This is a genomic window from Kutzneria viridogrisea DSM 43870, from assembly GCF_000525635.1.
GTDB lineage: Bacteria > Actinomycetota > Actinomycetes > Mycobacteriales > Pseudonocardiaceae > Kutzneria > Kutzneria viridogrisea.
Map to the genome: position 1 here is coordinate 1,048,884 of NZ_CP007155.1, position 12,543 is coordinate 1,061,426.

The 12,543-nt window shown below is 72.9% G+C and carries 8 protein-coding genes; 5 read left to right on the forward strand and 3 right to left on the reverse strand.

Annotated elements, in window-relative coordinates; genetic code table 11:
• Positions 1-4: 4 nt before the first annotated feature.
• Positions 5-1,015 (forward strand): chitinase, encoded by a 1,011-nt coding sequence (locus KALB_RS05040; RefSeq protein WP_051913081.1) that lies wholly within the window; start codon positions 5-7, stop codon positions 1,013-1,015.
• 89 nt (positions 1,016-1,104) lie between these two features.
• On the opposite strand, the gene KALB_RS05045 is transcribed toward KALB_RS05040, so the two are convergent.
• Positions 1,105-1,893 carry a VOC family protein gene (locus KALB_RS05045; RefSeq protein ID WP_025354638.1) on the reverse strand — a complete coding sequence of 263 codons (789 nt, stop codon included), beginning with the start codon at positions 1,891-1,893 and terminating at the stop codon, positions 1,105-1,107.
• A gap of 109 nt (positions 1,894-2,002) precedes the next feature.
• Here KALB_RS05045 and KALB_RS05050 point away from each other — a divergent pair, with 109 nt between their 5' ends.
• Both KALB_RS05050 and KALB_RS05055 read left to right on the forward strand, forming a co-directional pair.
• On the forward strand, positions 2,003-5,182 hold the full coding sequence (locus tag KALB_RS05050) for an ATP-dependent helicase (protein ID WP_025354639.1): 3,180 nt from the start codon (positions 2,003-2,005) through the stop codon (positions 5,180-5,182).
• A 64-nt stretch (positions 5,183-5,246) separates the two neighbouring features.
• On the forward strand, positions 5,247-8,774 hold the full coding sequence (locus KALB_RS05055) for an ATP-dependent helicase (protein ID WP_025354640.1): 3,528 nt from the start codon (positions 5,247-5,249) through the stop codon (positions 8,772-8,774).
• On the opposite strand, the gene KALB_RS05060 is transcribed toward KALB_RS05055, so the two are convergent.
• Entirely contained in the window at positions 8,739-9,314 is a 576-nt protein-coding gene (locus KALB_RS05060; protein WP_025354641.1) for a hypothetical protein, read from the reverse strand. The genes KALB_RS05055 and KALB_RS05060 overlap by 36 nt on opposite strands.
• Before the next feature lie 72 nt (positions 9,315-9,386).
• Complete coding sequence (locus KALB_RS05065) at positions 9,387-9,797, reverse strand: DoxX family protein (protein WP_042220258.1); 411 nt, start codon at positions 9,795-9,797, stop codon at positions 9,387-9,389.
• 175 nt (positions 9,798-9,972) lie between these two features.
• On the opposite strand from KALB_RS05065, the gene KALB_RS05070 reads away from it, so the two are divergent.
• Together KALB_RS05070 and KALB_RS05075 are read left to right on the forward strand one after the other, a co-directional pair.
• Positions 9,973-11,043, forward strand: coding sequence for a potassium channel family protein (locus tag KALB_RS05070; RefSeq protein WP_025354643.1), 1,071 nt, complete (start codon positions 9,973-9,975; stop codon positions 11,041-11,043).
• A gap of 85 nt (positions 11,044-11,128) precedes the next feature.
• Positions 11,129-12,535, forward strand: a complete 1,407-nt coding sequence (locus KALB_RS05075; RefSeq protein ID WP_025354644.1) for a M14 family zinc carboxypeptidase — start codon at positions 11,129-11,131, stop codon at positions 12,533-12,535.
• The last annotated feature ends 8 nt before the right edge of the window (positions 12,536-12,543 follow it).

The following is a 12,543-nucleotide window of genomic DNA, read 5'->3' on the forward strand; positions in this document are numbered from 1 at the left end:
TGCGATGACCTCTCGCAACCGCGCCCTGCTGGTCGGTGGGGTGCTCACCGCCGCCGTGGCGGTCGGCATGGCCGCCGCGTTCCAGGCGGGCACCGACCCCGCGCACGCCGCCCAGCAGCGCCCTGCCGCCGCGGGCAGCACGATCACCGTGGCCCCGTACGTGGACATGGGCCTGTCCGCCGACAAGCTGGCGCAGTTCGCCAGTTCCGGTGGCATCAAGTCGTTCAGCCTGGCCTTCGTCACCTCGGCGGGGTGCAAGGCGAGCTGGTTCAACGCGCACGACATCGCCTCCGGCTTCGGCCTGGACCAGATCGGCAGGATCCGCGCCGCGGGCGGGGACGTGAAGGTCTCCTTCGGTGGGGCAACCGGCATCGAGCTGGCCCAGGCCTGCACCGACGTCAAGGCCCTGGCCGCGGAGTACGACTCGGTGGTCAAGAAGTACTCGCTCACCCACATCGACCTGGACATCGAGGGCGCGGCCGTGGCCGACCCCGGTTCGGTCCAGCGCCGCTCGCAGGCGCTTTCCCAGGTGCAGAAGGCCAATCCCGGGCTGAAGGTCTCGCTGACCCTGCCGGTGCTGCCCAGCGGGCTGACCCAGGACGGGGTCAACGTGGTCAAGGCGGCCAAGGACGCCGGGGTGGACGTGGACCTGGTCAACATCATGTCCATGGACTTCGGCACCCCGGAGAGCGACATGGGCGCGCGGGTGATCGAGTCCGCGCGCAGCACGCAGAAGCAGCTCAAGCAGGTCTACCCCGAGCTGTCGGACGCGCAGGCGTTCAAGAAGCTGGGCATCACGCCGATGCTGGGCGTCAACGACACGCAGACCGAGGTGTTCAGTCAGGCCAACGCCAAGGCCGTGGTGGCCTTCGCCAACGCCCAGCACGTGGGCTACCTCGGCTACTGGGAGCAGACCCGCGACGCCAACGCCTGCACGGGTGCGCTGTTCCAGTGCACCAACATCGCCCAGCAGCCCTTCGAGTTCGCCAAGATCTTCGCCGGGTTCACCGGCTGAGGTGTCGCGGTGGCGGCTTTCGGGACAGCGGGTGCCCCGAAAGCCGCCACCGCGGCGTGCCCAGGCAGATCGGGCCGGACGCGCTGGACTCAGTCGTCGTACGGGTCGTCCGAGCCCGCGCCCCAGGCCGACTCGTCCGCGGCCTCCGGGTCGATGATCGCGAACCGGGTACCCAGCGGGTCGGACAGCACCGCGACCCGGCCCAGCGCCGAGGTGTACGGCTTGAACCGCAGCCGGGCGCCCAGCCGCCGCGCCCGGCCCAGGGTCGCCTCGAAGCCCAGGTCGGGGTCGACCGCGAACTGCGCGATCCAGCGCGCGGGCACGTCCGGCGGGGTGTCCAGCGCCATGCGGACGCGGGCCAGCACCGACTCACCGCCCGAGTACCACACCACGTAGTCGAACTTGCGCCCGTCGCCGAACTGCCGCTGCTCGTGACCGAACACCGCGCCGTAGAAGCGATCCGCCAGCGTGGCCCGCGCGGTGACCAGCTCCGCCCACACCAGTGAGCCCGGCACGCCCGCGGTGAACCGCCACGCCTGGCTCGGCACGCACAGGCCGACCCGCGTGCCCGCCGGGTCGCGCAGCAGCGACCTGCCCTCGGGGTCCGGTTCGCCGATCAGCTTGCCGCCGTAGCGCTTCGCGCGAGCCGCCGTCTCCGCGAAGTCCGAAATGGACAGGTACGGGGTCCAGCCGAGCGCGGCCTCGGGTTCGTGCCGCACACCGGCCACGGGATCGCCGAACAGGGTGGCCACCGCTCCCTCGAACTCCCAGCCGAACAGTGCCGAGTAGAACCGCTTGGTAGCGGCCGGGTCCGGGGTCGAGATCTCCAGCCAGCACGGGGTGCCGGTGGCCGTGGTCGTCATGCCGATCGGTGACATGGGGTCGCCTCCTTCGGGTCCAGAGGTGCCGCTTTGAGTATCTCATGACCAACCCTTTACTTTCGACCCCGACCGCCACTTGTCGGTGTCCCGTGGTTCCATCGCACCCGTGGCACCCAGCACCGCACCGAGCCTGGTCCGGCGGCCCGCGAACCCGCGGCGCCCGCCGCGCTGGGACGCGCGCGCCGAACGCGTGCTGGAACACCCCGGCGGGCCGCTGCGCGTGCTGGGCGGTCCGGGCACCGGCAAGACCACCCTGCTCGCCGCGGTGGCCGCCGACCGCGTGCTGCGCGCCGGGGTGGACCCGGAGAACGTGCTGGTGCTCACCGCCAACAGGCGTGCCGCCGTGGCCATGCGCTCGAGGATCACCGCACTGCTCACCGGTCAGGGGCCCACCCGCACCGCCCGCGAGCCGCTGGTGCGCACGGTGCACTCCTACGCCTTCGCCGTGCTGCGCCTGCAATCCGCCCGCGACGGCCTGCCCCCGCCCCGGCTGCTCGCCGGACCCGACCAGGACGCGGTGGTCCGCGACCTGCTGGCCGGTGACATCGAGCTGGGCGCCGACTACTGGCCGCCCAGGATCCGCCCCGCCCTGCCGCTGCCCGGGTTCGCCGCCGAGCTGCGCGACCTGGTCCTGCGCGCCGCCGAGCGCGGCATGGGCCCCGAGGACCTGATCCGGTTCGGCCGCGAGCAGGAGCACCCGGAGTGGGTCGCCGCGGGCACGTTCTGGCAGCAGTACGAGCAGGTGACCCTGCTGGCCGGCGCCGAGGCGCAGGAGGCCGCCGCCCCCGCCATGGACGCCGCGGAGCTGGTCGCCCAGGCCCTGCTGGCCTTCGACGTGGACCGGGGGCTGCTCGCCGAGGAGCAGGCCAGGGTGCGCCACCTGCTGGTGGACGACGCCCAGCACCTGGACCACCAGCAGCACCGGCTGATCCGCGCGCTGGGCGCCTCCGCCGCGGAGATGATCGTGGCCGGTGACCCGGACCAGGCCGTGTTCTCCTTCCGCGGCGCGGATCCCACCCTGTTCACCGAGCACGGGGACGGGCCCGTGCAGACCCTCGCCCTGGACCGCCGCATGGCCCCGGAGGTGCGCAAGGCCGTGCAGCGCCTGAGCGGCCGACTGCCCGGCACCGGCCCGCAGCGCGAACTGCTCGGCCCCGAGCAAGAACAGCGCGGGTCGGTCCAGGTCCGCCTGCTGGCCACGGCCGCGCAGGAGGCCACCTGGATCGCCGACCAGTTGCGCCGGGCGCACCTGCTGGACGAGGTGCCCTGGTCAGAGATGGCGGTGCTGGTGCGGTCCACCGCGCACTCGCTGCCGGTGCTGCGCCGCGCACTGCTCGCCGCCGGTGTGCCGCTGGCCGTGCCGGTCGACGAGCTGCCGCTGGCGCAGTTGCCCGCGGTGCGCCAGTTCCTGGTGCTGCTGCGCTGTGCGGCCGATCCGTCCTCAGTGGACCCGGAGACCGCCGCGTTCCTGCTCGAATCGCAGCTCGGCGGCGCGGATGCGTTGGCGCTGCGCCGATTGCGCCGCGGCCTGCGCAGGCTGGAGCTCGCCGCCGGTGGCGAGCGGTCCAGCGGTGAGCTGCTCGTCGAGGTGCTGCTGTCCAACGACGCGCTGGCCGCGCTGGAGGACGCCGAGGCCGCGCCGGTGCGCAGAGTCGCCCGCCTGCTGCGGACCGCGACCAGGGCCGTGCGGGCAGGCCAGGGCCTGGAGCAGGTGCTCTGGCAGCTCTGGCAGGACAGCGGCCTACAGGACCGTTGGCTCGCCCTGTCCGGTCGCGGTGGGCAGACCGGCGCCCAGGCCGACCGGGACCTGGACGCGATCGTGGGCGTGTTCGACGCGGCGGCCCGCTACGTGGACCGGCTGCCGGGGGCGAGCATCTCCGGCTTCGCCGACTACCTGGCCGCACAGCAGATCGTCGGCGACTCGCTGGCGCCCACGGCACCGCTGGGCGAGGCCGTGGAGGTGCTCACGGCGCACGCCGCCACGGGTCGCGAGTGGACGGTCGTCGCGGTGCCCGGGGTGCAGGAGGGCTCCTGGCCGAACCTGCGCAGCCGCGGCACCCTGCTCGGCGTGGAGCGGATGACCGACCTGCTGTCCGGGGTCGCGCCGGAGGACGTCGTGTCGGCCACGGCCCCGCTGCTGGCCGAGGAGCGCAGGCTGCTGCTCGTCGCGGTGAGCCGGGCCAAGCGCACCCTGCTGGTCAGCGCGGTGCGCGGGGAGGACGAGCAGCCCTCCCGCTTCCTGGACGAGCTCGACGGCACCGCCACGGACCCCGACGCGGCCGCCCGCCCGGTGTTCACCCCGCCGCGCGGGCTGGTGCTGGCCGAGCTGGTCGGTGAGCTGCGCCGCGTGGTGTGCCAGGACGAGGAGCCGCTCGACCGCCGCCAGCGGGCCGCCGCCCAGTTGGCCAGGCTGGCCGCCGCCGGGGTGCCCGGGGCGCACCCTGACTCCTGGTACGGCCTGGCCCCGGTGTCCACCACCAGTCCACTCTGGACCGATGGTGAGCTGATCACCGTCTCGCCCTCCACCATCGAGGTGCTCACCAAGTGCCCGCTGCGGTGGATGGTGGAGCGGCACGGCGGTGAGGACCCCGCGCAGCTGGCCTCGATCACCGGCACGCTGGTGCACGCGCTGGCCCAGGCCGCCGCGACGGGCGCGGACCTGGCCCAGGTGCGGGAGAAGCTCGAACAGGCCTGGGCCTCGGTGGACGCGGGCGCCCCGTGGTTCTCCCGCAAGGAGCGCGTCCGGGTGGAGCGCATGCTGGACACGTTCATGGCCTGGTTCGACCGCAGTCGCACCGAACTGACCCAGGTGGCCGTGGAACAGGACCTCAGCGTGGACGTGCCCCCGCAGCCGGGTGGGCCCTGGCTGCGCGTGCGCGGCCGGGTGGACCGGCTGGAGGTGGACGCCGAGGGCAGGCCGGTGGTGGTGGACATCAAGACCGGCAAGACCCCGGTCACCAAGAACGAGGCCGAGCAGCACCCGCAGCTGGCCATCTACCAGCTCGCCACCCAGCTCGGCGCCTTCGAGAAGCTGGGCGTGGCCGAGGACCCGGGTGGGGCGCGGCTGCTCTACGTCGCCAAGCAGGACAAGACCAGCGGCGCCGCCGAACGCGGCCAGCAGGCCCTGGACGAGGAGGGCAGCAAGGTCTGGCTGGATGTGGTGCAGAAGGCCGCGGCCTCCTGCGTCGGACCCGACTACACCGCCACCGAGAGCAGCGACTGCCCGCGCTGCCCCGCCCGGCCGTGCTGCCCGCTGCACGAGTCGGGACGGCAGTTGGGGGAGTGATCGCCGACTCGACCCACCCCGCCCGGTTCGGGTGATCGGCCCAGTACGACCTACCGTGGTGCCTGTGCATCAGGTCAGCCCGCAGGAGGTGGCGGAGGCGCTGGGCCTGCCGCCGCCCACCGCGGAGCAGGCCGCCGTGGTCGCCGCCCCCGCCGAGCCCGCGCTCGTCGTGGCCGGGGCCGGTGCGGGCAAGACCGAGACGATGGCCGCCCGCGTGGTCTGGCTGGTCGCCAACGGGCTGGTCACCCCGGACCGGGTGCTCGGGCTGACCTTCACGCGCAAGGCCGCGCGGCAGCTCGCCGACCGGGTCAAGTCCCGGCTGCGCAGGCTGGCCGGATCGCCACTGCTGGACCGGGTCGACCCCAGCGGGGACCGGCGCGCCGTAGTGCTGTCCACCGAGCCCACGGTGCTGACCTACCACGCCTACGCCGGGCGGCTGGTCGGCGAGCACGGCCTGCGGCTGCCGGTGGAACCCGGTGCGCGGCTGCTCACCGAGACCGCCGCGTGGCAGCTGGCGCACCGCGTGGTGTCCACCTGGACCGAGGACCTGGACACCGACAAGGTGCCGGTGACGATCACCGGCTACCTGCTCCGGCTGGCCGGTGAGCTGGCCGAGCACCTGGTCAGCCCCGAGCAGCTCACCGAACACGCCGAGCGGCTGCGGCAGGCCATCGAGTCGGCGCCGCGCGCCCCGAGGCAGCGCGCCGACCTGCCGGTGGCCCTGCGCGAGATCGTTGAGGCACAACGCCTGCGGGTGGCGCTCATGCCGCTGCTGGCGGAGTACGGCGTGCGCAAGCGCAGGGAGGCGGCGCTGGACTTCGCGGACCAGATGTCGCTGGCGGCGAAGCTGGCCGCCGAGCACCCGGAGGTGGTCGAGGGGGAGCGGGCCCGCTACGGGGCGGTGCTGCTGGACGAGTACCAGGACACCGGGCACGCCCAGCGCGTGCTGCTGCGCTCCCTGTTCGGCATGGGGGCGCCGATCCCGGTGACGGCCGTGGGCGACCCGGCGCAGGCGATCTACGGCTGGCGCGGGGCCAGCGCCGCGAACCTGCCCAGGTTCACCACCGACTTCCCGCGCGCCGACCTGCGGCCCGCCGCCAAGTACGGGCTGCTGACCAGCTTCCGCAACCCGCCCGAGGTGCTGGCGATCGCCAACGAGCTGTCCGGCCCGCTGCGGGCGGCGGGTCTGGACGTGGACGAGCTGCGCGCCAAGCCGGGCGCGGGCGAGGGGGACGTGCGGTGCGCGCTGCTGCCCGACGTGCGCAGCGAGGTGGCGTGGCTGGCCGACGAGCTCGCGGCCCGGTGGGAGGCGCAGCTGGACGCCGAGGGCAAGCCGCCCACCTCGGCGGTGCTGGTGCGGCGGCGGGCCGACATGGCCGCGATCGCCACCGCGCTGCGCGAGCGCGGGCTGCCGGTCGAGGTCGTGGGCCTGGGCGGGCTGCTCGACGAGCCCGAGGTCCGCGACCTGTACAGCGCCCTGCGGGTGCTGGTCGACCCGCTGGCGGGCACGGCCGCCGCGCGGCTGCTCACCGGGTCCCGCTGGCGGCTGGGCGCCGCCGACCTCGCCGCGCTGTGGAAGCGCGCGGGCGAGATCGCCGGGCGGCGCACCCCCGTGCCCTCGGACGACCCGCTGTCGGCGATCGCCGAGGCCACGCCGGGGGAGCACGCCGAACAAGCCGGGCTGGTCGACGCCCTGGACGATCCTGGCGATCCCGAGCAGTACTCGGAACAGGGCGTGCGGCGGATCCGGCGGCTGCGTGGTGAGCTGATGGCCCTGCGCAGGCGCCTGGACCAGCCGTTGCCCGAGCTGGTGGCCGACGTGGAACGCACGCTGCTGCTGGACATCGAGGCCGTGGCCAGGCCCGGCCGGGTGGGCCGCGCGCACCTGGACGCCTTCGCCGGGGTCGTCGCCGACTATGCCGCGGCCAGCCCGTCGGCCTCGCTGGCCTCGCTGCTGGACTACCTGCGCACCGCCGAGAACGCCGAGGACGGGCTGGAACCCGGCGAGGTCGAGGTGGCCGAGGACCGGGTGCAGGTGCTCACCATGCACGCCGCGAAGGGCCTGGAGTGGGAGATCGTCGTGGTGCCGCACGTGGTGCGCGATGTGTTCCCCGGCAGGCGCAAGTCGGCCTCCTGGCTGAAGTCGATCACCGAGCTGCCCGCCGACCTGCGCGGTGACGCCCAGGACCTGCCGAAGCTCAACCTGGCCGGTGCGAGCAACCGCAAGGAGGTCGAGGAGGCGCTCGCGATCCACTCCGAGGAGTTCGAGGAGCGACGGCTGATCGAGGAGCGCCGCCTGTGCTACGTGGCGCTGACCCGTTCCGAACGCGTGCTGCTCGTCTCGGGCCACTGGTGGGGCGAGACGGGGGAGAAGCCGCGCGGGCCCTCGGAGTTCCTGGACGAGGTGCGGGCCGCCGTGGAGCAGGGCGACCGCCCGCCCGGGATGGTGGACGAGTGGGCCCCGCCGCCCGCCGAGGACGAGAAGAACCCGCTCGCCGCCGCCGTGCGCACCGCGACCTGGCCGATCGACCCGCTCGGGGCCCGCCGTGAGCCGGTGGCCGCGGGCGCCGCGATGGTCCTGGCCGCGCTCAACGGTGCGGCGCCCGCGCCAGTGCCCGTCCTGACCGCGGTTCCGGTCGAGGAGGAGGTGCCGCTGCCCGAGCCACCGCCCGAGGACGAGGAGTTCCCGCCCGAGTACGAGGACTACTACGAGCAGGACCCCTACGCCGAGGACCCACCTCCCCCCGACCACCCCGCGAGTCCCGCTGACCCGTTCGCGAGTCCCGCCAACCCGTTCGCGAGTCCCGCTGAGCCGCTGGCGAGTCCCGTTGACCTGCACGTGAGTCCCGCCGAGCACAACGCGTCAGGCCGGGACTCGCGCTCGCCAGAGCGGGACTCGCGGGTGGGGGAGGAGGACCCGGAGGGGTGGGCCGCAGACGTGGAGGTGCTGCTCGCCGAGCGGGAGGCCGCGCGCAGCCGTCGCGAACTGGTCGCGCTGCCCGACCAGCTCACGGTGAGCCAGCTCGTGGAGCTGGCGGCCGATCCCGACGAGCTGGCCCGCAGGCTGCGACGGCCGCTGCCGTTCCCGCCCAACGCGCTGGCCCGCCGGGGTACCGCCTTCCACGCCTGGCTGGAGCGTCGCTTCGGTGCGACCACGCTGCTGGACCTGGACGAGTTGCCCGGTGCCGCGGACGAGACGGCCCGCCCGGACGCCGACCTGGAGCAGCTGTGCGCGGCGTTCCTGGCCAGCCAGTGGGCGGACCGGGTGCCGCACGAGGTGGAGGTGCCGTTCGAGACCGAGGTGGACGGCGTGTCCGTGCGCGGCCGGATGGACGCGGTGTTCCGCGACGCCGACGGGGGCTGGACGGTGGTGGACTGGAAGACCGGTGCGGTGCCGGACGCGGCGCGGCTGCCCGCGCTGTCGGTGCAGCTGGCCGCCTACCGGCTGGCCTGGGCCGCGCTCAAGGACGTGCCGCTGGAGCAGGTCCGCGCGGCGTTCCACTACGTGCGGCACGACCACACGCTGCGGCCGACGGACCTGCTCGACGGTGCGGGGCTACGGGAGCTGCTCCGCTCCGTTGCGCGGGGCTAGCACCGCGGTCGGGTCGACCACGGCGGGCTCGTCCTGGTTGACCAGCCGGTCGTAGAGCACCTCGAGCAGCCACCGGCTGAACGGGGACGGCCCGAACTCCTCCGCCCGGTTCTCCGGCTGGACCTGCACGCTGGCGCTGTCGTCTCCGGCGCAGGTCACGAGGCCCACCCCGTAGTAGTCCAGCTCGATCAGCGGCCACGGGTCGTACTCGCCGCGCTCGGGCACCACCACGGCGCAGGGCGCCAGGGTCATCAGCGTGCCGCAGGCCTCCAGGGCCTGGTCGGCGTCGGACTCGCTGATCAGGATGCCGACGAGGTCCACGGCCGGGACCGGGACCACGTCGTGGAAGGTCGGCTCGAACCAGGAGTGGAACCACGAGGGATCCGGGGCTGGCGGCCACCCGTTCGCGGTCCGCCACTGGTGCACGTCGGCACGCAGCCGAACCACCGCCGACACTCGTTGTCCGAGTACGGCCACCTCCGAGATGACTGTGCCCTGCCAACCGAGGGCGGACACAGCGTGCTTGGCTCGCGACTGCACGCGATCATCCTATGGTCGTCGCCGGGCCGGCGACAGTGGCTTGCAGAAGGAAAATTGCATTCTGGATGTAACTCACATGGCGGAACGGCGCACTCGCAGCGCCCAGGCCACGAGCGGTAGCTGAAGTGGTAGCCGTGCGTACACCGCCAGCCGCTGCGCCAGCGGCTTGTCCCGGTAGTCGGCGGCCATCTTGATGTTGGCGGGGAACACCGCGAGGAACAGCCCGGCACTGGCCAGCGCGCCCAGGCGCCTGGTCTTCGGGGCCGCGACGGCCACCGCGCAGCCCAGCTCCGCGACCCCCGACAGGTAAGTCCAGGTCCGGGGCTTGCCGGGCAGGGCCTTGGGCACGATCGAGTCGAAGGGCTTGGGGGCCACGAAGTGCAGCACACCCATGCCGCCGAGCAGGGCCGCCAGCGCGACCGCGGGACGATTGGAGCTCAGTGCGGTCCCTGTACTCAATGATTCGCTCGCAAGCTCGCTCATTGCCAGACGATGACATGACGGGTCCCTCCGAGGCGAGGGTTGCTGGTCGACGCGGGCGTCGCCGCCGGGTGTGAGAAGTTACCACAGTGAATGTGTGATCAGTTGAAAAGTTACCTAGGGTGAAACCGGGAGGCACGCTCCGCTCGGATCGGGCGGGTGGTTACCCTCCCGCACCATGAGCTCCAGCGGTGACGGACTGGCCGAGCGGCCGGGGCACTCCCTCGTCGGGGTGATCCAGATGCCGGTGACCGTCGGCAGCCCGGTTCGCTCCATCGTGCGCAGGGTCATCTGGGCGCTGCTCGCACTGGCGGCGACCGTGGCGATCGTCTACGCCGACCGGACCGGCTACCGCGACGCCAACGGCAACGGCCAGCCGCTGAGCCTGCTCGACTGCATCTACTACTCCACGGTGTCGCTGTCCACCACGGGCTACGGGGACATCACCCCGGTCACCGAGACCGCGCGGCTGGTGAACGTCCTGGTCATCACCCCGCTGCGCGTGCTGTTCCTGATCGTGCTGGTCGGCACCACACTCGAGGTGCTGACCGAGCGGTCCCGTCAGACGTTCAAGATCCAACGGTGGAGGCGCAAGGTGCGGGACCACGTGGTCGTCGTCGGGTACGGCACCAAGGGCCGCTCGGCGGTCAGCGCGCTGCTGGGCGAGGGCACCGACCCGGCCAGCATCGTGGTGGTGGACACCGAGCGGGCCAGCCTGGAGGCGGCCTCCGCGCAGGGCCTGGTCACCGTGCACGGCTCGGGTACCCGCTCGGACGTGCTGCGGGTGGCCGGTGTGCCCAGGGCGCGGGCCGTGGTGGTGGCCGCCAACCGGGACGACACCGCCGTGCTGGTCACGCTGACCGCACGCGAGCTGGCGCCCAAGGCCCAGGTGGTCGCGGCCGTGCGCGAGGCGGAGAACGTGCACCTGCTGCGCCAGTCCGGGGCCAACTCGGTGGTGGTGTCCAGCGAGACCGCGGGCCGCCTGCTGGGCATGGCCACCAGCACGCCCTCGGTGGTGGACATGGTGGAGGACCTGCTCACCCCGGACGCCGGGCTGGCCATCGCCGAGCGCGAGGTGGAGACCGGGGAGATCGGCGGCTCGCCCCGGCACCTGTCCGACATCGTGCTGGGCGTGGTGCGCGGCGGGGTGCTGTTCCGGGTGGACGCCCCGGAGGCCGACGCCATCGAGGCGGGCGACCGGCTGCTCTACGTGCGCAAGGTGACCCCACCCGCCACGGTGAACCGTTGAACAGGCCCCACTTTCGTGGGGTTATGCGCACCCCGCCACAGCTCTAGCGTGATCGGTTGGTCCTCTTACCCTGCGGGAGCCAACCATGTCAGTTCGACGTATTCCCCTGCCATTGAGCGGGATCGTGGCCGCACTGGCCGCCACCGCGGTCGTGCTGCTGCCCCAGGCGGCGGCCACCAGCACGGTCGCGGCCACCGACAGCACGGCCAAGGCCCAGCCCACCTACGTCTACCGGGTGTCGCACTCGGTGGACACCGTCGAGAAGCTGTTCAGCCACGGGTTCGACGTGCTCGAACAGCGTGACGGCGAAGACCTGTTCGTGCTCGGCACCGCTGCCGAGGGCGACCGCCTGCGCGCGGCCGGGTTCACCGCCACCCCGGAGTCGGCGATGGCCCCGCCCGCGTGGACCCCGCCCAAGCAGCGGGCCAGCAACGACCAGCTCAGCCCGTCCGACGAGGGCGAGACCTACTACGGCGGCTACCACACGGTCAACGCGCAGTACGCGCACCTGGACCAGGTCGCCCAGCAGCACCCCGACCTGGCCAGCACCGTCACCTACGGGCAGTCCTGGCTCAAGAGCAAGGGCCGCGGCGGCTACGACCTGCGCGCCATCTGCATCACCAAGAAGCAGACCGGGGACTGCCAGCTCAACCCGAACTCGACCAAGCCGCGCTTCTTCCTGATGGGCCAGATCCACGCCCGCGAGATCACCACCGGGGACGTGGCCTGGCGCTGGATCGACTACCTGTCCAGCAGCTACTCCACCGACGCCACCATCAAGAAGCTGTTGGACACCACCGAGATGTGGGTGGTGCCGATCGCCAACCCGGACGGGGTGGACATCGTGCAGCAGGGCGGGGACTCGCCCAATCTGCAACGCAAGAACGCCAACAACAGCAACGGCAGCAACTGCGGGTTCAGCGGCCAGATCGGCGTCGACCTCAACCGCAACTACGGCACGCACTGGGGCGGCGCCAGCACCTCCAGCAGCCCGTGCAACGAGGTCTACAAGGGACCGAGCCAGGACTCCGAGGTGGAGAACACCGCCATGGAGAAGCTGTTCCGCAACCTGTGGCCCGCGCGGCGCGGCACCGGCACCACCGACCCGGCGCCCGCCGACACCAAGGGCATCATGATGACGATGCACAGCGACGCCAGCGTGGTCATCTTCCCCTGGGACTACAGCGCCACCGTGCACACCGGCAACGACGCCTCGCTGCGCGCCATCGGCCGCCAGCTGGGCTCGATCACCGGCTACCAGTACGGCCAGGCCGGTCAGGTGCTCTACAACGCCTCGGGCAGCACCGACGACTGGGCCTACGACAAGCTGGGCGTCGCCAGCTTCACCGTCGAGGTCGGGGACAACACCGGCCGGGGCTGCGGCGGCTTCCTGCCCGAGTTCTCCTGCCAGGCCAGCTTCTTCTGGCCGAAGATGAAGCCCGCACTGGTGTACGCGGCGCAGCAGGCCGCGGCGCCGTACGCGAATCACTGAGGTGTTGC